Genomic DNA, 21,727 nt, shown 5'->3' with positions numbered 1-21,727 from the left:
GCCCGTCCTTTTTGGACGGGCGGGACGCCCATCCCACAATAACAATTAAAATTGTAAGTTATTTAATTCGCGATCCTTAATATAGTTAACTAATATCAAACGGCTTTGTCCCTCAATACTCCAGACAGTTTTTGGAACGATATTACAAGCTTACGCGGGGCAAGGATCATAAAAAAGTCGAATTAAATGCAAGTCTGGGGTGGAGCTGACATTGATTTAATTATCCACAGGGGCTGCGAAGTCAAGCGAGAATAAGCCATTGGGCTATATAAAAAGTGTGCGGACTATTGTTTATAGATGGACTCATTTAATAACTCTCACTGGTTACGAATGGAACTGCCACCTCCAGAATTAGGCAATTGCAGGTCTTGATCAAATAAAAAATCATCACGTATTTCTAACGTTCGCGTGGGTAAACTTAAGGAGGAATTTGGTAAATTTTGAGGTGCTATCCTTAGTGTATAACTGCCGATGGGGACACCATCAATCCGATACAAGCCAAACTGATCGGTGGCAGTAGTTTTGATAACTTCGCCTGTGGCATTGAGCAACTCAACTTTGATACCGGCCACCGATTTGCCATTTGCATCCAGAACTCGTCCTGCTAACCCAAATTCTGGCCTGACCGTAAAATATAAACTGGTAATCGCACCAGCCGCAACCTCGGCGGTATAAGTGGTTTTCACAGGAACTAAGGCAAAAGGTAATTGCTCTGGGTCTAATTCAACAAGATAAACACCTTCAGGTAAATTGCCGATCAAAAAATTCCCTTGGGAATCAGTTTTAGTGCGCGTAAGGAGATTATCGCGACTGACCTCAATTTCAACACCCTCTAATTTTAAACCCGGCAAATTGCTCCCCCCTTCGATCTGAATGCGACCAGTAATTTGACCCCGGTTTTGACCGATAGCACTATTTTGAGCTGGAATAAATCTGCCTTGATCAACAGTAAAACCTGCAACTAAACTCACAATTAATTGTTGATCGTTAAAGCTTTGAAATGAACTTCTACCGGGCAAACCTTGATACTCAGCCCGAAGCAGTACACCAGAAAATACAGGCAAACTCGCACCAATAATCGGTTTCACAGATCCAGCTTCTTCAGTGACAATGCCTAAGCGATAACTGAGGCGATTAAGGCTGGAAGGAGTATAACTATAAATCGCACGGTAGCGAGTGGAAAGATTCCCGCCAAATTCCGCACTTAAGGAGAGTTGATCTTGTAAACTCAAACTATAAGCAACATCTACCAATCTGCGATCGCCCGTTACATTGGCAGACAGCCTAACGGCGTTATTAAGCTGGTAGAACGCATCCAATACATAACGACCATCTAGATCGGGCCTGCCACTTAAATAAAGGCTTTGCATAGGACGCCAGTTAAAAACGGGTGCCAGGTATTGAGCAGAATTTGTTTCATCCTGGCGACTGCGGCCAATTAAGCCCAAAGTCAAGCGATCGCTTACTCTATAACTCAGGTTCGCACTGTGGTCAAATCGGCTCCTTTCTTGATTGCTAGACAGGTAGCTGGCTGGAAAAAATTGAGAGGTGGCGAAGAACTGCCAGGACGGAAGCTGAGCCTGTAACTCTGAAGTGTACGCTGTTTTTCCATTCGAGGTGCCCACAGAAGCAGCTAAAGTGAGCGGGTTAGCAACTTGCCAAATAAAACCTGCTTCTGCTTGCAATCTAGAACCGCCTTCGTTACGACTATCCGGCGCATTTTGCACCCCAGTTTCCACTGTAAAATTCTCAGATAAGCCTTGCCTAAACTGATAAAAAGCAGTTGGCTGACTGGCTGGTTCAGAATTGACTCTGCCTATATTCACGCTATCGAATAAGTTGCCACTAACTCCCGCCCCAGCCAAGTGAACAAACCTACCTGCGGGCAGCAATAGATCAGAAGTACCGATTCTTAGCTGGCGGATTTCAGCAGGGGAATTAAAATTATTCCGATTATAAATTAAAAAATCGATTTGGTTGACTGTAGCAGATAAATTAACATTTAAAAATTGGTATTCTCCATTCAGCCCTACCTGTTGCTGGGCAACAACAGTACCATCAACTCGCAGTTGCACAAAACTCCCAGGAGGAGCTTGGCCCCGAAATGTCCGCAGTGGTGCCGCTCGCCTAGGCAAAAGTTCAGTTCCCTGACTGGTTTCATAAAAACGCCCAGGTGGAAGGTTGGTATAGGCGATTTGTGCCCCTGTCATATCCAGATTTGACAGCAGGGGATGCAGTCCAATCTGCTGTCTGCCTACTTGATAGCGAACTTCGCCTTCCCGCTTATACCAAAAGTATTCAGTGAGTGTTTGTTGATCCTGAAAATTGTTATCTGCACGGATACGCCAACTTCCACCTCCAAGCCTCCCTCCCAAGACTGTAGAACTGAGCAGAGAACTACTATTACCATTTTGAGATAAATCCAGGTTTTGTCTGACGCTAGAAAAGCTGGTTTGGGGAGGGCGGATCTCAGCTTTAAGCTCGGTTTGCTGCGAAGCTGACCTAGCATTCGGCTGCCAAGGTAAATCGATCATCAGAGCAACTTCTGAAGCATCAAACTCAATCGGTGTGGCTAATTTGTCTGCAATGAGCGTATCGGTCAGGTAAATGAGACCGTTAATAGTTTGGTAATCGCTCGGCTCTAGTTTCGTCGTGCCTAAAGGCGTGCTAATTTCGATGCTGCCGTTAGCAGCAATTTTTACAGTTATCCCAGTTAATTTAGCAAAATCATCGAGAGGAATGAGAAAGGTATTCTCATTTCTTAAAACTTCTAGATTGCCGACTTCTTTGCCTCGAATAACGACCCCTACTAATAACGTTTCGGGCAGTATCTTAACTTCATTACTAGGGGCATTTTCCTGTTGTACCAATAAGCTGTTATTGCTGTTAAAGGTGGCAGGTTGCTGCTGCGAATTTGAAAATTTTTCTAGCTGCTTGACAGTCTTAATCGCCTCTGATTTCTGAAATAAAATAGGAGGCGTCAGAGAGAGAATTAGGGATAACATATAGAGTCCTTGCTAGCCTTCATTAATACAATTTAGCAAGGAAACTTATTCGCTAAAGTTGAAATCTAGCGAATAAAAACACAAGCTTTCAATTGTCAATCCTTAGCTATTGGGCGCTAGGAGCAATAGTAAAAGGAATTCCCTCATCTATCGGCTTGCCGCTCAGATCGCCGTTAATATCCAAAACGTACTTGCCGGGAGGAAGCTTTTTGGTGGTGTTCAGGGGAAGTTTGCGGCGGTTGTTGGGCAAAATTGGGAGCGTTGGTAAACCGCTTGCTTCCCAGACTCCATCGGGTAATTTTACATCTTTTGTGGCGACATTGGGGATGGGTTTTGTTGCGGCCGCGCCCGGATATTTTTCAGCCGACCAAATTGCATACTCTCCCGCCATCCGAATGTGAGAATTTCCTTGACTGGATATATCAAAAATAGCTGTAACTGGATTACCTTTATCTTCCACTTGCACAGAATTTAATACACCAATTCTTTTAATATTACCGGCATAGCCGTAGACTGCGACTCCCAATCGACCAACAACGATCGCAGCACTCGATTTATTCTTAGCAGAGGGAACTTCCTCAAAGAAAATCATCGCTCGGTGTTCCCCCTCTTCTGGTTTGACGCGGGGGCGCACTGCAATGCGGACTGTTTGCGCTTTTCCGGGAGGAATTGTAAAGCGCAATGGATTAATTAACAGCCAGCGATCTAGGGATTGCTCTGTAGAATCAACGATTTGCACTTGATTGTTTTCATCTTGCACCCAGTTAGAGGTGGAGACTTGAATTTCTAGCGGTTCGGAATCAGCATTGATTAACCGAATGGCTTCGTTTTTTCCTGAAGACTCAATCTTGAACTCTAGCCGGGGCGGACTCACGGCAAAATTGCCAGCGACTCCGACACCGCTTCCAATCGTGATCGCTCCCAATACTGTAGCTATTGCCCAGAACAATTTTTTATTCAAATAGCGCATTTTCTCTAATTAGTTTGTAGTAGTTTTTAAGGAACTTGTACCGTAATTCTTAAAGTTCCTTGGTATGCTCCTGCAACTTCAGCTCGCTCTAAGTTCAATCTCAACTCCACTCCTCCCTCAATAATATCAAAATTATTTTCGCGGGATACTCGAATCGGCGGCAAAGCCTGTAAGGCCACCTTAATTTCCGAGTTGGGATGTTCGGGATTGCTGAGGGAATTGCTGCGGCCGTTTGCTGCGATTAAGTCATAGCTAACAGAGACAGATTGTAGCGGCCGATTTGCGGGTACGCGCATTTGCCAAAGAGAAGGAAGCGAGCGAATTAACTGAGTGTTAATTTGAGGAGCTGCCCTCAACATTTGCTCTCTCGTAGAAAATTGTTGAACGGTTGGACTTAATAAAAATTCTGATTGGCTAATGGCTGGTAAGACTAATTTCTGCTCAACTAATAAACGATAAGGTTCATCTTGCCGAGAGGATGGGGGCATAGCTAAAGCATTTGCCTGAAAATAGCCAGCAGCGACCATTGCAGCCAGACAAGTTTGCCATTTTACATTTAGTGAGTTGAGCTTTTTCATAAGATTATACCTGCCCTCTTTCATCTCAAAATAGCCAGAGCTTTCCTCGGCTTTATGACTATTCTATCTTTAGTTACTGAAAGTGCGAACAGTAAAGAGAGCAATATCGGCAGAGTTAGCACCGATATTGCTAGCGTAAAAGCTTTGTACAAATGAGCTGGTTTTTATCCTCTCTTCCCAGCTCAGTTTGCATGGAAATCTCTACGGCGGATTGATAGCTGTAATTGTGATTACCCCGCCAGTATAAGTTCCCGCTGTCTTAGCATTCGTTAGATCGAAGGTGAGGATAGCTGTTCCAGTCAATTGGTTGTTGTTACCCATACCAGTAGGTTTCCCTCCAGTATCGGCTGTAGCCCCCCCTGTCACAGTCATGGTCATAGTATCGGACGGCGTGACTGTATTGGACAACGTACCGCCAGTCAGAGATCCTACAGCAACGTTGACAGTAGCTCCCTTAGGGCTAGTTGTCCAAACATAGTAAAGTTGGCTAATGGGTACGTTTACCGCAGTAGCACCTGCTGGTGCAGTGGCCGTTAAAGCGTCACTTCCAGTTGTCGTACCTTCTTGCACGAGTAATGCGCCTGCTGCTTGGGTGTTACCTAGCATCTGGGCAGGAGTTAAAGTCAGATTAATGTTCCTCCAAGTCTGAAGCTGAAGCACAGGGGGTACACCCACCTGCACGTCGATGTTGGCGCTCCGGCTCTGCGCCAGTACGGGTGACGAGAATAGGGTACTCACTAAGGCGGCGGGAGTTGCTCCCAGCGCTAAGCAGCTCAATAATTTCCAGGTTTTCTTCCGTGCAACGTGGGCAGGAGTTGAAGTGACGGCAGGTGCAGAAAAAAGATTTTTGAGAGAAGAAGATAGAGAAGAAGATAGAGAAGAAGATAGAGAAGAAGATAGAGATGGCATAGTTTAATACAGTAGTTTGAGTGACTAAGTAGTAGTTCCGAATTAATTACACAATATTTCTACTGAAACCCTTGCCTAGCAAGGAGTCTTTATGTAATTAATTTGGTGTGGTTACTTATGATAACCAGTATAGAGCCAAAGGCTGACTTAAGCAAGGGCAATTGGTAAAAACTTAAAAGCGAGTAGATTTTGTCAATACTCCTTTTGGCATAATAATTAAATAATAATGATAATCAAATAAGGGGTAAGGGTGGGAGAGTCCGCTTACGGCGGACTCTCCCACCAACAGCGATTATCATTATTAATAAGTTGTGGTCTCGATTGGCGTGGCACTGCGATCGATAACAGTGACGGACGATCGATAATAATGGTGGACGCGAGATAATAATGGCGGGCGCGAGATAATAGTTGCACCGCCAGCGCACGGCAGCGTCGGGGAGCGCACGATCGATGGCGAGCGTTGGTACGATCGAACGATATAATTGACAAATAATTGGGCGAGCGTGGCCTGGACCAATATTTCTTTGATACATCTTCTCAAACCCCCTTGACAACTGCCATACAAGCTTAACTTGTTACGAATGAGCAAATGCAAAGGGTATCCCCTGCTTACAAGGCAGCGCTCGATTGTTGGGAACTGCGGGGTAATCTGTGGTATCAGAAACAATAGTCCGGACAGTTTTTAATCACTAACGGCAGAATGCGAGTTTCAGCCTTCTCAGTGAGGTCAAATGCTAACGGTAGAATGAGGGTTTCAGCCTCTGTCTCAAAAACTGTCCGGAGTATTGGTCCCTAAATCCTGTTTATTGCAGAGACAAGGTAGATAAGGGAGATAAGCAACATAAGGATTTTAAAGAATTTAAGCATTTTAAAATTCCCAAAGAAGCATCAAAATATTTATTTTAAAAGACCCTATCTTCCCTCCTCAAAAAATTAAAATATTCAACAATGATTACATAACTGAGGGAAAAAGCTAGTTGGGCAGAAATAAATCAGCCTATCAAAAGCTTACTTTTCATCAATAAAAAAATTGTGTAAATTGGAGAATCAAAAAATGTCTGTATTACATCGCATCAAATCCGGTACATCTGTGTTATTAACCTTGGGAACAGTTGCAGCAACCGCAGCGCCGATGCTAGCTCCCGCGCCTTCTTTTGCTCAGACAGCTTTTTCGGATGTTAATAATAACTACTGGGCAAAAGATTTTATTCAAGATTTGTCAGAAAGAGGCATTATCAAAGGATTTCCCGATGGCAGTTTTCGCCCGGATGCACCGGTAACGCGGGCTGAATTCGCGGCAATGGTGCGTTCGGTGAAAAAGGCAAAAACCCGCGCTGCTGTAAGGTTTGCCGATGTTCCATCTAATTTTTGGGCAAGCGGGGCGATCGCCGAAGCTTACGAAATGGGATGGATGTCTGGCTATCCCGGCAATGTTTTTAGGCCGACACAGCAGATTCCTCGCGTTCAAGTTGTAGTCGCTTTAAATAACGGAATGGGCTATGAGCCTAGGTGCGATTTTCAAGATGTTCTCAGTTACTATAATGATGCGGGTGAGATTCAAAGTTATGCTGTCAAAAGCGTTGCTGCTGCTACTGAAAAACAGTTAGTTGTCAGCTATCCCAATCCTAAATCTCTCAAGCCGAACAAGTCAGCAACACGAGCTGAAGTAGCTGCTTTTATCTATCAAACATTAGTCAGTACCAATCAAGCAAGAGCAATTAATTCTCCTTACATTGCCAAGATTGATGTTAGCGAGTCTGTTGCTGTGCAAATTCCCAGGGGGGTGACTATCCCAATCGAGTATGCAAAAGGCAAGATTTTGCTCAGCCCCAATGACAAGTCTCCAATTACGCTGACTGTAGCTGCGGATATCACGGGCAATAATGGTCAAGTGCTGATACCCGAAGGCTCGAAAATTAGTGGCGAATTGCGATCGACTGCTTCGGGCGTTCAGTTTGTGGCTCAAGAATTAAGTATACTCAACGGCAGCAGAGTGCCTCTCAATGCCACTTCGCAACTGATTACTAGGAAAGAAACTGTTACCAAGGGCGTTAATGTTGGTAATCTGGTTAAGAATACGGCCTTGGGTGCAGCAGCAGCGGCGGCGATTGCAGGTGTTACGGGCGATCGGGCGATCGCGACAGAAGAGGTGCTCGGCGGTGCGGGAATCGGGACTTTGATCGGGGTATTTTTGGGTAGAGATAAAGTCGATTTGTATGCTGTTAATCCCGACACCGATTTAGATTTGCTGTTGAATTCCGATTTGGTAGTTGGTACTGCCAGCACAGACATTTGTAGCGCTCGATAGAGCCGATACTTGGAAATTTCCTCAAACCCCTCGCCTTGCAGGAGAGGGGCTTTAATTTGTGTATTTTACCTCGCTACAGGTGCATCTAATCAAACAATTACTCAGGATTTTTTTTACTTGTAAATTTCTACGGACATCCCAAACTTTCGCGGGTAGAAACTCCCGTCACGGGATTGACCCCATCTGCTTTCTCGCACAGGATACTCACTTGATAAGCGTCGATAATCGCGTCAGTAAAATCAGCGCCGGAAATTGCAGCATCAAAAAACCGAGTTCGAGTCATAATTGCCTCGGTAAAATTAGCATTCATCAAATTAGCGCCGTCGAATGTAACTCTATCTGCCAAAGCACCGGAGAGGTTGGCACCTGACAAGTTGGCATTCAGCAAAACTCCCTTAGTCAAAATCGCATTAGTTAAATCAGCACCTTGAAAATTTGTTCCCCGCATTTCAGCAGCGACAAATGTTCCGCCCGCTAAATCCGAGTTGGAAAAATCGCGATCGGACAAATTAATATTTGTGTAATTAATACTTGTTTTCGGCAAGGCAAATGCCGGAGTAGCACTCAGCAGCACCCACCCAACAGCCAACACTAAACTTAAAACCAGGCTCAGGAAAATTCGGAAAACACTTTTCATGATGATGGGAATGGGGAATTGGGCATAGTTGACTGTTGACTGTTGACTGTTGACTGTTGACTGCTGACTAATGACTAATGACTAATGACTAATGACTAATGACTAATGACTAATTAAAATCGTTTTACCCAATCTTCGCCGACGCGAAGCGTCAAGTCAGAATTGATTTCACCCGTAGAAGATGCTTCAATTTTACCGCCGCCTAACTCTTTTCGCAGTAGATTGGCTGCCTCTAAATCTCCTTGCTGAACAATAATTTGACTTTGACGCTGCTTCTGGGGCGAATCCTGCACTACAGATACATTAAAAAAGCCCTTTTTTCGGAGAAATTCAGCAACGGTTTTTGCGGTTGTCGGTTTGCTAGAAGCATTTTGGACAGCTATTTTGAGGTTTTTGGGCAACAGGGAGTCGCTGGGATTGCGAATTCGTCCTTGTTGAAAATCCGGCACGCCCAGGTTCAAGTATTGTGTCATAATGCGATCGCGCCCGATCGCATCTACAATCCAATAACTCCTCAAATCCCCTGTTTCTGAACTCGATCGTCCAGGCAACATTACCATTTTAAAATTATCTCGCTCCAATTGCAAACCGAAATTGGCCAGCGTCAATATTTCCTCATAACTTAGGTTTGTATCCACATATTTTTGCATCAATCGAACAATTTGTGGCAAGCGTACCAATACTGATGGACTTGCGAGGCGATCGCGAATAGCTTGAATTAAAGATTGCTGCCGCTGAATGCGGCCGATATCTCCTAAACCGTCGTTGCGAAATCGAGCAAATTGTTCTGCTTGTTCTCCGTTGAGAGTTTGCCATCCCTGACCTAAGTTTATTTTTAACTTTTGGGCGGTATCTGTATAGGACATTGGGCGAGGTACAAATACCTCAACTCCGCCTAACAAATCGACTAATTCCCGAAACGCATTGCTGCTGACTCGCACGTATCGTTCAATTGTCGTATTGTTCAGCATACTGCTAACCAATCGCGTCGCCAAAGCTGCTCCTCCTCTAGCATTGGCTTCGCTAATTTTGCTGAAGCTAATTCCGGGAACTTCGACTTTAGTATCTCGCGGGACTGAAAGCAAACTAATAGATTTATCTCTAGGATCGAGGTGCAATAAGAGTATTGTATCGCTGCGACCGTTAAATATCTTAGGGCCATTGGCTGCAGCTTCCGGCACGCGGTCAATTCCCAATATCAAGATATTAACTGGCCGCGAGAGGCGGTATCCTGAGCGGTTGGAGGATAGATAGTCAAAGCCAGTCGCCTCTAATACTCTATTGATAATTGGCGGTTCCACGGGAGCTAACAGGGCAGTAATTGCCCCCAATGTTGCCGAGATGGCGGCTGTGAAAACTAAGAAAAATAGCCCCACTATATAGAGGAAGAATTTAGGCTTTTTTCGAGATGTTTGAACGACTGGTGTAACAAAGTCTCTTTTAAAAATTGACAAGTTTTTCATTGACTTGCTGTTGGTTATTGCAGTTTTTCAGCTTTGCAGTAAAACTTGGGCGGTGCTTCGGAAAAGTATTTCAACATAGCCGGACACAGCCAGCCTTCGAGATTTTTCGATTCCCACCGATACCAGTTACCGCCGTATTCTGCTTTCAACCACAGCATTTCTGCTTGATATCCGGGAAATGGATTGGCTGAAAATAAAAGTCGGAAACCTTGAGCGGCATTGGGAATGTCTGCGACAAGCGCGTTAATCATTTCGGGGACGCCCTGAACAAATGGTTCTCGGACAAGTCCGACTCGCTCGTCGTCAAAAACCCAGGTGTACTGTTCGCGATAGGGGTAAATTACCATCATGGCATTGGACATGGTATTTTCCTCTTTTCATTTCCTTTGTTTTGTCTGCAAAAATGCAAGTTTGGATACATTATATTCTAATACCGTTTAGTTAAGGCCGATCCCCCCTAACCCCCCTTAAAAAGGGGGGAACAAGAACTTGCTCAAAGTCAACCCCTACTCCCCAACAACCAGGGGGATGCTGCAAGGAATCTCCGAGGAATAAACAGTTTTAACCCAAGCGTATTGCATTATATTCTGTGGCGCGGAAATTGTTCACTATCCGATTTGACAACCCTGTTTTAACTTAGGAAATCTTGCGGGTTATTTACAAACTTTGTTTGGGTTGGGCGGATTGGTGAAGTCTAGGCAGTTCGGGCTTTAGAGCTGTTTTTTTAGTTTTTTTAGTTTCGGTAAATGGTAGCAAAATCAAAGACGCTTAAGGGTGATTTATTGCAGGATGTTTTCTTTTAATTGTGCCTAGTTTTATAACCCTTATTACCTTTGTAGTAATGACGAATAGTCTGTATTCTCCCAAACTATGAGGACGGACACCCTAACTACAAACATTTAAAGGTTTGTAGTTGGGTGTTATGTTTATTTTCGGGAAGCTCCTACTCAAATTCTCGTCAGCTCAACCAGCGCCTTAGCCAAATATTGATACTGCGGCAAAGTATTGTATAACTGAGCCGAAATCCTCACCAACTGCTTACTAGCATCCGGCCAAGGAATCACCGGAACTTCAATTTTAAAAATCTCCCACAGCGCCTCTTGCAAAGGTGGAATTCCTCCCTTTGCAACCTCATCAGACTGGCCGTCTGCCAGTGGCACAACAGCCATCGAACCCACCATTTCATCAGGACAAGGCAGCGGCAAATCTAATTTGTCCGCCAATATTTTTCTCCCCGCCAATGCTAAAGCATGATTCTTTGCCCTCAATTCCGGCCAGCCGCCACTCAACAAAGAACCCATAAAATCAATAGCCACAGGTACGCACAAATAGGGACTCGGATCGACTGTTCCCATCCAGTCAAATTCTAATTGAAAGCGCGATTTATCAGCGCGCGGCGAATTAGCACCGTGACTGATTGTAGTTGGCCGAATGGCATCTTGCTTGTCGCGCCGCACGTACAGAAAGCCCGCACCTTTCGGCGCGCACAGCCACTTGTGGCAATTTCCCGTATAATAAGCCGCGCCAATTTCATCTAAATTCAGTGCTACCATTCCCGGCGCGTGAGCTCCGTCTACCAATACATCCACGCCACGGTTAGCTAACTCGCCCACTAACTGTTTGATGGGAAAGATTAAACCAGTTTGACTCACAACGTGGTCTAATAAAGCTAACTTTGTTTGCGGTGAAACGCACTTAATTATTGCTTCAATAATTTGGTCGGGTGACTCAATGGGAAAGGGGACTTCTGCTACTATTACTTTAGCGCCTGTACGCTCGGCTACAAAATTAAGTGTGTTCCGGCAAGCGTTGTATTCCTGATTTGTAGTGAGCAATTCGTCGCCCGGAGAAAAACAGAGCGATCGCAAAACAGCATTTACTCCCGTCGTCGCATTCGGCACAAACGCCAAGTCCTCGTCAGCCGCACCAATAAATGCTGCTAACTGATTTCTGGCATTATCCAACAATGGTTCAAATTCCCGCATTAAAAAGCGCAAAGGTTCTCTTTCCAGTTGTTCCCGAAAAGCGGTTTGCGCTTCGAGTACGGGAATCGGACAAGCCCCAAAAGAGCCGTGATTGAGGAAAGTTATATCGCGATCGAGCAACCAATATTGGTTAATCATTAGTAATTAGTCAGTAGTCAGTAGTCAGTAGTCAGTAGTCAGTAGTCATTAGTCAGTAGTCATTAGTCATTAGTCAGTCAACTGTCAACTGTCAACTGTCAACTGTCAACTGTCAACTGTCAACTGTCAACTGTCAACTGTCAACTGTCAACTGTCAACCGTTAACCATTTTACCTTTTAATTGCTCAAACTCTTCTAATGTATTGCAATTCGATAACATTACTGCTTCTCGTTCCCCTACAGGTAGAGGGATTGCGGAGATTTGATTTAACCACACTTGAAAGGAACGTCCCCCTTTGTCAATAAAACTTTGCAAGCTGGGCAGAGCTTTTTGGCGGTAGAAGCCACACAAAGGCTCCCAGCGCGAATTTTGATAAGGCACAACTGCTAAAGTTGATGGGGGAAATTCTGTTAACTGACTCGCCCACTTCAGAATAATCTGGGCATCCAACAAAGGCAAATCGCAAGCTAACAGTAAAATCCACTCGGCGGCTATTTCTTTCAATCCCTGAGTCAATGCAACCAAGGGCCCGGAGCCCGGATTGTACTCTACCAGAAATTGGGATGTTTCGGTTAAGGTCGATCGATAGCGATCGGGCCAAGCAGTCAGAACATAAACTTCGGGGGTTACAACTGCGGCAACTTCCAACGCCCGCTGCAAGAGGGATTTCCCCTCTATTTCCAGTAGAGCTTTATCCCTACCCATCCGCGAACTTTGACCGCCTGCAAGCACAATTACGGCAATTTTATGATTGGTCATTAGTCATTAGTCATTAGTCATTAGTCATTAGTCATTAGTCATTAGTTATCGCAAGAATTGTCTGTTTTGAACAGGCAAGATGCCTGTTCCACAATTATTGGAGATGTCTAGTAGTCAGTAGTCAGTAGTTAACTGTCAACTGTCAACTGTCAACTGTCATTCTAAACTCAAAACACTAACGGCTTGGCTAACTTCCTCAAGTTTTTGCACGACTTGACCGCTACTCAATAAAGTTTCTGCCTCAATTAAACCCGAACTCATATCCAAACAAACTCCGCTGCGCCACAGATAAAAGCCGCCGTTCCAGATAGCTGACTGCATCAATTCCGAGGGTTTTCCCAGCAACACTTCCTGCATTTGTTTTAATAACTCAGAGGTTGATTCCAAGGCCGGATTTGTGCTGCTAAAACCGTAATCTCCGTGGGCTAAAAGCACTCGTTCAAACTCAGCGTCCGGCTTAGCAATGCCGATAATCGCAGTACGATCGCGCGGCAAATCGCAGCTTCCCTCCAATCCCTTGACGGTGGTATAATTTTTGATTCCCCGCAGCTCAAAGGCTTTTTGAAACATACCTTCTGTCGGCGGGTGGACATAACCCGATATAACGTTAACGTCGCCAGCACAGGGACACCACATCAACTCCATTGTCGAAAAAGGTGGCCGTTTACCAATTTCGCGGCGGTAGGGAACTAAAGCGGCGGCTTGAGGAAAATGCTTGGGAAGATAAACAAAACCCAAACCCGTATTGTCAAAAACTTGCTGGACTTTTTCTAAACTCAGTTTTCCCCAATTCACTCCCAAACCGCGCCAAATTTCCATCAGGGGGATGCCTTCCTTGGTTGGCATGGTATCGCCCCCGTGCATGATGGTTGGGACGCCAGATGCGGCTAAAATTAGGGCGGTTATTGGGCTAATTGGAGCCGTGCGCGATCGCCCGTCGTAAGCAACGCCAAACACGGCGACGGTAGAGACGGAAAACCCTTTTTCTCGGTTTGGGGGGGCAAGAAGGGGCCCCAATTGTTCATAAGCATCGAGCATTCCGGCTAATTCTTCCCCAGTGGGCCGTTTAATGCGGTGGGAAATCATAAAAGCTCCGATTTGAGCCGGTGTTGCTTCTCCCAGCAGCATCATCCGCGTGGCTGCTGCTGCTTCGGAGCGAGTTAAGTTGTCTCCTGTGTGTACTCCGCTGCCAATTTTTCGCAGCAATTCTCTAAATGCGTCACTCATAACTTGTGAAGTTAGTAATGGGTAGTTGGTAGTTAGTAATTGGTAGTTAGTAATTGGTAATATTTGAACCGTTTTAAATTTAAAATTCCCAAAATTCAATTCAAAATTATCGAATTATACCAGTTCCCAAAAAGAAGGCAATTGTTGGAAATATCCAAACCATTATTTCATCAGTCATTCCCAATCTAAAATCTAAAATCTAAAATCTAAAATGGTATTAACTCCCTGATTTTTCTAGCTTGATTACATCACATGGCGGCACAAATTCGCGTACCAGATTCCAGAAATGGGCGATCGGCGGAATTTGCATTCGATCGTGAGTTGTCACCAACACCACTTCGCGAGTCCAAGTGGGCTCTGCTGCCAATTGACCGATCGTCGAAACCTTGGAATTTGACCGATCTGGGGCGATCGACCGAATTGCTAAAGTGCGATCGCCCTTGGCGTCCACCAAAGCTGAATGCGGCAGTAAAGCAATCAACTCTCCCTGTCGCACCACACCCCGAAAAGCATCAAGAGTGTTGAGTTCCAAAACAGCATGAAGTTTAGCACCGATGCGTCCAAATTGTTCTTGCACCATCCGCTGCATTCCGTACCCGTCCTTAAACACCACTTGCGGGTAACAAATCAATTCCGGCCAAGGTACTCGATCGTACTGGGCCAGGGGATGACCCGCCGCCATCAACACCTCGATCGGCTCATTGTAGAGCACCTCAACCAACATTTCCGGGGCTTGAGTAAAATAGCGGTTGTTCATCACCACCGCTATGTCCACCAAACCATCTTTGAGGACTTTCAGAGCTCGATCGCTACCGAGGGCAGTCACCCGCAATTGTACGTCTGGATAGTCGCGGCAAAACTTTTGCAGCACAGGTGGCAAATAAGCAGCGCAAACCGAGTGAATCGCAGCCACGCAAAGTTCCGGCTGCTTTCCCGCCCGTAAGTCTCCCAATTCTTCAGCAGCATTTTGCCAAGTCTGACAGATTTTGCGAGCGTGAGGCAGTAGGCATTCCCCTCCCACAGTCAGTTTCGCGTGGGCCGTGCGGTGAAACAGCGACAAACCCACTTCCGCTTCTAATCCCTGCACTTGGCGGCTAATAGTCGATTGGGTAACGCCACACTTCCGGGCCGCTTGCTGAAAGCTACCAGTTTCAGCAACTGAAAGAAATGCTTGAAGCTGCTCTAAGCGCATGGATGTTTAATTCGAGATGGTTTCAGAAATTTTACTGGAAGATAATCTGTGACATTAACCGATTTAGTAGCAGAATTTAGTAGACTTTGATACAGGTACAGATTAGTTTTGATTCCGGGGCCAGAGGCGGGGATGCTACGCTCCAAGCATCAATCTGCTCCGGCAGGATTTCTGAGCCTCCAAGTAGAGGTCGATTCTCCTATTATGTTGAAGGGATTTCTGAATCGGCAAACTTCTCAAAAAATAGATTCCATAAAGATGAATTTATCGAATATTGCAAGCTTCTAGCTAAACCGTTTCAATGAACGGCACTTTAGTAATCCCTTCCTCAAGTGCGCTCGATTGCTCTGTTTTTTAGTAAGTTGTGAATTCAAAATATAGCATTGAATTTCGTACCTCCTTGGGAATTATAGTATCTGACTCTCCCTAAACCTCTCAATAAATGTACGAATATTGTAGGCAGGTTAAAACCTACTGTGAACTTTGCTCCCCAGACTAAAGTTACTCTTGTTTTAGGTTTTTTTGTGTATAAACTAGAAATTAGCGGGTCAGCAACACAAGTGCAACTAGGATCGATCGCACAGGAAAGCCGAAATGCTGCCATTTATTAAGCATTTATTAAGATTATGTCATTTAACCACAATTTTATTCCCCAAGATGGCTGTTGCCAGTGGCAACCCCAGTTGATGGGACTGCACGCCGTCAGCGATGTGTTAATTGCCTTGGCTTATTATTCAATTCCAGCACTTCTGACATACTATGCCCGGAAGCAGCGAGACGTGCCTTTGAGCAAGGGCTTTCTCCTATTGGGAGCCTGGTTTTTCTGCGGCGGGACAACTCACTTGATGCAAGTTTGGATGCTGGTGCATCCCAGCTACTGGCTGTCAAGTTCGATCGCAGCCTTAACCGCTATCATCTCTTTGTGGGCTGTAGCATCCCTGATACCCTGGGTTCCTCAAGTGTTGGCTTTGGCTGGGGCAGCCTTTTCACCAGGAAATACGGCGCTGGGAACCCAAAAGGTCGATCGACTGCAAGCCGAATCTGCTATTAAAAATTCCCTCCCCTCCCTCACAACCGAACTCCAGCAAATTAACCAGCAATTGCTTGCAGAAATAACGCAGCGCGAGCGAGTCGAGGATCTCCTGCTTGACACTGTAGGCAAGCTGCAAGAAAGCGAAGAACGCTTCCGCGTTTTTCAGGAATTATCTCTAGACGGATTTAACGTATTCCGCAGCATCCGCGACGAATCCACAATTGTGGATTTTGAATGGGAATACGTCAATCCCGCAGCGGCCAAAATGCAACACCGTACTCCTGAAGAATTAATCGGCAAGCGATTGCTGCAAGTGCTGCCGGGCCATAAAGATAACAATTTATTCGACAGTTACGTGCAAGTTGTAGAAACAGGAATTCCCCTCGATACCGAGATTTATTATAACAACGAAGGCATTGTCGCCTGGTTTCGGATTATGACCGTTAAATTGGGAGACGGCATTGCTATTTCTTTTAGCGATATTACTGGGCGAAAGCAAGTAGAAGCATCCCTGCGCGAGGCGCTGCAAAAACTCACTTCTCATTTTGAAAATACGCCCCTAGCGGTGATTGAGTGGGATGAAAACTTTCGTCTCAGCGGGTGGTCGCCGGCGGCACAGAAGATTTTTGGATGGGAAAAGATAGAAGTTTTAGGCAAGCATTTTAGCGACTGGGACTTTATTTCAAAGGGCGATTTATCAGAGGTAGAATCGGCAATTTATAGTTTAAAAAAACCAGAAAATCGCTGCAATGTAGTTCGCAACAGCAATTATAATAAGTCGGGTTCGTTGGTACACTGCGAATGGTACAATTCGGCTTTTTACAGCGATTCGGGACAGTTGGTATCGGTGCTGTCTCTGGTTTTGGACGTGACGGAACGCTTTAAATTTCTGGAAGTGCTGCGACAGTCTGAAGAGCGGTTTCGGATTGCTGCAGAAAGTGCCAGTGATTTAATTTACGAATGGGATATCGAAACCGGGATCGTGCTGTGGTTCGGTCACGTTGACGAACATTTGGAGTACGCAAAAGGCGGATTTCCGAGGACAAGAGCAGCTTGGAACAGTATCTTGCACCCGATCGACCGCGATCGAGTTTTAGCCGCAGTCGATCGGTATTTGAGTGCCCCAGACAGTTCTGCCGCCCCATTTTTTCAGGAATACCGCGTTCAGTGCCAGGGGGGTGGCTTGCTCCATTGGATCGATCGGGGCAAAGCAGTGCTTGACAAACAAGGTAATCCCTGCAAATGGATCGGCGTGATTAGCGACATCACCGCTCGCAAAGAGGCCGAAGAACAGCGGAATTGGGCATTGGCGCGGGAACAGGCCGCCCGTCGCCACGCCGAAGCCAGCGAACAGTTGTACCGCGTCCTCGCTGAAGCCATCCCGCAAATAGTTTGGACTGCCAGACCCGACGGCTGGCTCGACTACTACAACCAGCGCTGGTTTGAATATACCGGCTTGACGCTGGAGGAAACTCAAGGCTGGGGGTGGCAGCCAGTTTTGCATCCAGATGACGTGGAAAACTGCCTAGAACGCTGGAATACCTCCGTGGAGACGGGGAGGACTTACGAGGTGGAATACCGCTTTAAACGGGCATCTGACGGGGCTTACCGCTGGCATCTGGGCAGGGCATTGCCCGTGCGGGATGCTGAGGGGAAAATTATCAAGTGGTTCGGGACTTGTACGGATATTGACGATCGCCAGCGAGCGACCCAAACAGCCTATTTTCGCGCTCAAGCTTTGGCTGTGCTGTCGTCGGCTTCCCTGGATTACGAGGAGGCGCTGCAAGGTTTGGCAGATTTAACAGTACCGGCGCTGGGGGATTGGTGCTGCGTGCATTTGGTCGAGGCCGACGGCTCGATCCGCTTGCACGCAGTTGCTCATTCAGATCCGAGCAAAGTCGCTCTGCTGTGGCAAATCGATCGGCGTATGCCGCTAGACCCCCAGGGACGGCACGGAGTAGCAAAGGTGCTGCGGACTGGGGAGTCGAAGCTTTACGCCGAAATACCGGAATGGGTGATCGAGGCGGTTGTGCCCGACAGGGAACTGCAGTTGGTGCTGCGAGCCCACTCCCAGGTGCTGTCGGCAATCTGCGTGCCACTGATCGCTCGCGGGCGGACGCTGGGAGCGATTTCGTTGCTGTGCGGGGAGTCGGGCCGCCGCTGCAGGGAGAGCGATTTAGTTTTGCTGGAGGATTTGGCGCGGGATGCGGCGGTGGCGATCGACAATGCGCGGCTTTACCGGGAAGCAGCGGAGGCCAACCGAATTAAAGACCAGTTTTTGGGAACGCTTTCTCACGAGTTGCGGACGCCTCTGAACGCGATTTTGGGTTGGGCGCAGATGCTGCGGCAGCGCCAGATGAGTGCTGAAAAAACGGCTGTCGGTTTGGAGACTATTGAGCGAAACGCGCGGTTGCAGACTCAGATGATTGAGGATTTGCTCGACGTTTCCCGGATTGTCAGCGGCAAAGTGTGTTTGAAGCTGTTCCCGGTGGATTTGGCACGGATTGTAGAAACGGCGGTGAAGGCGCTGAGCCTTGAGGCTGAAGCTAGGGGAATTGAATTGGTGAGTTTTTGTGGCGAAGGGGTGAGCTCGGTGAGGGGCGATGCTACTCGTTTGCAGCAGGTGGTGTCTAATTTGCTCTCGAATGCTATTAAGTTTACGCCGCCGTCGGGTCGCGTGGAAATCACGCTCTCGGAGGATGGGGAACCGGGAACAGCGGGTGGCGCCATCTTGTCTGGGCCGTCTCCGGTTCACTCTGTTTCGATCGTTGTCAGAGATACGGGAATTGGCATCAGCAAGGAGTTTTTGCCGTTTGTGTTCGATCGCTTCCGCCAAGCTGACAGCACTTCTACACGCAATTACGGCGGGCTGGGACTGGGATTGGCGATCGTCCGTCATCTCGTGGAACTCCACGGTGGCAGTGTCTGGGCCGAAAGTCCTGGGGAAGGACTCGGCTCGACTTTCGGAGTGCGGCTGCCAATAACAAAAGTCAACAGTTAACTGTTAACTTTTGTTATTGGTTACTGGTTATTCGTTATTTTATTGATGCCAGGACTCTGCTCTTGAGCGTAAGATTCATTGGTAAAATAGTAATGGCTGTGCGGTTCGTTTTTAGGACTTACTCCATTTACCACTAAGCCCAGAACGTGTTGGCTTGATTTCTTCAATAGCTCCTTCGCAAAAGCCACAGTACCAGAATGAAGAACTCCAGGTCGCACAACCAATAAAATCCCATCTGCTTTATTCCCGAGAATCAGAGCATCAGCAGCAACATTCAGAGAAGGAGCATCAATAATCACTGCATCATAAGTAGCCGAAAATTGCTTAATCAATAAAGTGATCCGCTGTGAATCCAAGAGAGCCATTGGATTAGGCGGAATTACCCCGCAAGTGAGCACATCTAAATTATCCATGACTTGGGCGATCGCATCCCCAAACCCAGCTTGTCCAACTATCACATTGCTCAAGCCTACTTGATTGGGAAGATCCCAAATCCGATGTTGAACAGGACAGTGCATATCCGCATCTACCAGCAAAACCTTCCGTCCTAATTGAGCTATAGCTACAGCCAAATTAGCCGATACAGTAGACTTGCCTTCTTGCGGTAGCGAACTACTGACAACAATGACTTTCAGCTCTTTATCAGAACTCAGGAACCTCAGATTTGCCTGAAGCATTCGGTAAGCAGCACTGCTCGCAGTATGAGGAGTATCTCTAACAACAATCTGTCGGGGAGATTGTTCTAAATCCTGCGAAGCAGACTTAAGTCGCCAGGAATTGCGCCGAGGATTTTTTTCAGACTTTCTATGCAAAGGAATCACCCCCAACAAAGTAAACCCAAATAATTCCCTCGCCTCTTCAATAGTTTTGACAGACTTATCTTGAGATTCTAAAAGCAGCGCCGCAGCTATAGCCAGCAGAGTTCCCAACAAGCCGCCAGATACCAGCAATAAAGACTTGCGAGAACGCACTGGTTCTTCAGGAACACTCGGCTTTTGGATAATCCGAGCATTCCCGACTTGCTGATTTTCTGTAATCCGAATTTCCTGGAGTTTTTTTTGCAATTCCTGATAATCAGCTTCGGCTTCTTGGAGTTTTCTTTCTAGTTCCCGCTTTTCCTTCTCTAGCTTCGGCAAAACTTTTACCCGCTGCTTGTAAGCAGCTAGAGCATTTGAGAGAATAGTAACTCGCTCAGCCAAACCCTGGCGTTCTACATCTACCTTGATAAATTCTTCGATCAGTTTTGGTTTCACATCTCCTATCTGTAAACTTTGATTTTGCAACGGCTGTTGCCCGCCTAAAACTTGTTGTATTTGTTGGTCTAGTAAAGCTTTCATCGTAGCTTTCTTAGTTTCTAACCTAGTGATTATAGGCGAATTGTCCTGGTAGCGATTTTGCTCAATTGCTAACTGACGCTCTATTTGTTTGTACTCTCTCAGAGCTTCCTGCACAGTGCTAGATTGGCTGAGAGTGCTGGCGGTCAATGCTTGCTGGGGATTCATTTGTAATTCGTCTTCAAATGCTTTAGACTGAGCACGTGCCTTGAGCAAATCCGACTTAGCTTGGTCGATTTGACTTTCTAGTCCCGCCATAACTCTTACTGCTGAGCTAGCTTCTTCTTCAAGATTTACAACTTTATTTTCTTCTTTAAATTTGCTCAATTCGGCCGCTGCTTTCCGCATAGCTTGGTCGGAATTAGGCAGTTTTTTTTCAATAAACTGTCGAACAGACACAGCTTCTAGGCGATTCACTTTTTGATTGTTATCTATATAAAAATTCATCAAAGTTTTTACGACATCGGCTGCTACTTTTGGGTTTTTGTCTTTGTATGAAACCGTTAGGATATCAGCTCCCCGAATAGTAGCTACTGTCAGTTTCTTTAAAACCTCTTTTGTTTTCACAGGATTATTTGTTTCGTCTTTTAACTGAAGCCTATTTATCGTTTTTTCAACATTTTCTAGAGAACGAATCAGTTCGATCTCGGTAGTCAGAGGGTTACTTTGCTCCGCCGCCGGAGTCAACTGTCCGATTTCTTTTCCCAATTCTGTTAAAGCAGAGCCAGCAGTTGTTTTCTTAAATAACAGCTTTCCTTCTGCTTCATAAACTGCTTTTTCCTTCAGCGTGGCGTAGGTGGTGAGTGCCACAACCGAGGCAAATACAGCTAAGGCTGGCAGCCACCGGCGCTTGAGAATCTGCCAGTATTCCGGAAATCCGATACCACTTTCAGTTGATTCCATCTGTTACTCCAGAAAAATGATTTTTTGTAAACTCTAACACCCTAGGGCGTGTTTTTAAACTATAACCACAACAGACAAAGGCGAGCGTAATCATGGCTGTATAATTTCCAGCCAATTTCTCATATCGGGTAGCAATAGCTGGCAAAAGTATAGTCATTTATAGACATGGGAGGCTTCAAGCCCCTCCCCTTTCACTTTTACTTTGAACGGATTAACCCGCATTGGCCCAACTACGCAGCTCCCTATCAAGAAAGCTGAACGCATTTGGGATTGCTTTTCTGAGA

Annotated in this window: 15 protein-coding genes; 2 read left to right on the top strand and 13 right to left on the bottom strand. The window is 46.1% G+C overall.

All coding sequences use genetic code 11. From position 1 onward, the window contains the following. Positions 1–317: 317 nt before the first annotated feature. From QUB12_RS32440 to QUB12_RS32420, 5 genes are all read right to left on the bottom strand, one after another. The gene (locus tag QUB12_RS32440; protein WP_333310343.1) at positions 318–3,005 is read right to left on the bottom strand and encodes a carboxypeptidase-like regulatory domain-containing protein; all 2,688 of its coding nucleotides are present in this window, start codon (positions 3,003–3,005) and stop codon (positions 318–320) included. Positions 3,006–3,111: 106 nt separating this feature from the next. Continuing rightward, the gene (locus QUB12_RS32435; protein ID WP_333310341.1) at positions 3,112–3,966 is read right to left on the bottom strand and encodes a fimbria/pilus periplasmic chaperone; all 855 of its coding nucleotides are present in this window, start codon (positions 3,964–3,966) and stop codon (positions 3,112–3,114) included. 35 nt (positions 3,967–4,001) lie between these two features. Beyond that, positions 4,002–4,553 carry a hypothetical protein gene (locus QUB12_RS32430; protein ID WP_333310340.1) on the bottom strand — a complete coding sequence of 184 codons (552 nt, stop codon included), beginning with the start codon at positions 4,551–4,553 and terminating at the stop codon, positions 4,002–4,004. Between the two features lie 201 nt (positions 4,554–4,754). Continuing rightward, the gene (locus QUB12_RS32425) at positions 4,755–5,462 is read right to left on the bottom strand and encodes a hypothetical protein (protein WP_333310338.1); all 708 of its coding nucleotides are present in this window, start codon (positions 5,460–5,462) and stop codon (positions 4,755–4,757) included. A gap of 301 nt (positions 5,463–5,763) precedes the next feature. Further along, positions 5,764–5,979: a hypothetical protein gene (locus QUB12_RS32420; protein ID WP_333310336.1), complete on the bottom strand. Its 216-nt coding sequence runs from the start codon at positions 5,977–5,979 to the stop codon at positions 5,764–5,766. Positions 5,980–6,516: 537 nt separating this feature from the next. Here QUB12_RS32420 and QUB12_RS32415 point away from each other — a divergent pair. Further along, positions 6,517–7,770, top strand: a complete 1,254-nt coding sequence (locus QUB12_RS32415) for an S-layer homology domain-containing protein (RefSeq protein WP_333310334.1) — start codon at positions 6,517–6,519, stop codon at positions 7,768–7,770. A 127-nt stretch (positions 7,771–7,897) separates the two neighbouring features. On the opposite strand, the gene QUB12_RS32410 is transcribed toward QUB12_RS32415, so the two are convergent. The 7 genes from QUB12_RS32410 to QUB12_RS32380 form a co-directional block, all read right to left on the bottom strand. Beyond that, positions 7,898–8,407, bottom strand: a complete 510-nt coding sequence (locus QUB12_RS32410; RefSeq protein WP_333143389.1) for a pentapeptide repeat-containing protein — start codon at positions 8,405–8,407, stop codon at positions 7,898–7,900. A 113-nt stretch (positions 8,408–8,520) separates the two neighbouring features. Then, positions 8,521–9,870 (bottom strand): LCP family protein, encoded by a 1,350-nt coding sequence (locus QUB12_RS32405; protein WP_333143388.1) that lies wholly within the window; start codon positions 9,868–9,870, stop codon positions 8,521–8,523. Between the two features lie 14 nt (positions 9,871–9,884). Next, positions 9,885–10,232 carry a DUF6717 family protein gene (locus tag QUB12_RS32400; protein ID WP_333143387.1) on the bottom strand — a complete coding sequence of 116 codons (348 nt, stop codon included), beginning with the start codon at positions 10,230–10,232 and terminating at the stop codon, positions 9,885–9,887. A gap of 585 nt (positions 10,233–10,817) precedes the next feature. Continuing rightward, a complete protein-coding gene (locus QUB12_RS32395; protein ID WP_333143386.1) occupies positions 10,818–11,993 on the bottom strand; it encodes an aminotransferase class V-fold PLP-dependent enzyme in 1,176 nt (391 codons plus the stop codon). A 154-nt stretch (positions 11,994–12,147) separates the two neighbouring features. Then, the gene (locus tag QUB12_RS32390) at positions 12,148–12,753 is read right to left on the bottom strand and encodes a molybdenum cofactor guanylyltransferase (protein WP_333143385.1); all 606 of its coding nucleotides are present in this window, start codon (positions 12,751–12,753) and stop codon (positions 12,148–12,150) included. A 156-nt stretch (positions 12,754–12,909) separates the two neighbouring features. After that, on the bottom strand, positions 12,910–13,980 hold the full coding sequence (locus tag QUB12_RS32385; protein WP_333143384.1) for an anthranilate phosphoribosyltransferase family protein: 1,071 nt from the start codon (positions 13,978–13,980) through the stop codon (positions 12,910–12,912). A 217-nt stretch (positions 13,981–14,197) separates the two neighbouring features. Continuing rightward, on the bottom strand, positions 14,198–15,172 hold the full coding sequence (locus QUB12_RS32380) for a LysR family transcriptional regulator (protein ID WP_333143383.1): 975 nt from the start codon (positions 15,170–15,172) through the stop codon (positions 14,198–14,200). A 626-nt stretch (positions 15,173–15,798) separates the two neighbouring features. Here QUB12_RS32380 and QUB12_RS32375 point away from each other — a divergent pair. Then, entirely contained in the window at positions 15,799–19,206 is a 3,408-nt protein-coding gene (locus QUB12_RS32375) for a PAS domain S-box protein (RefSeq protein ID WP_333310332.1), read from the top strand. 20 nt (positions 19,207–19,226) lie between these two features. Here QUB12_RS32375 and QUB12_RS32370 read toward each other — a convergent pair whose 3' ends face one another. Then, on the bottom strand, positions 19,227–21,443 hold the full coding sequence (locus tag QUB12_RS32370) for a polysaccharide biosynthesis tyrosine autokinase (RefSeq protein ID WP_333310330.1): 2,217 nt from the start codon (positions 21,441–21,443) through the stop codon (positions 19,227–19,229). Between the last annotated feature and the right edge of the window lie 284 nt (positions 21,444–21,727).

This window comes from Microcoleus sp. B7-D4 (assembly GCF_036705125.1).
Taxonomy (GTDB): domain Bacteria; phylum Cyanobacteriota; class Cyanobacteriia; order Cyanobacteriales; family Microcoleaceae; genus Microcoleus.
This window is presented reverse-complemented; position numbering and strand designations above follow the sequence as displayed.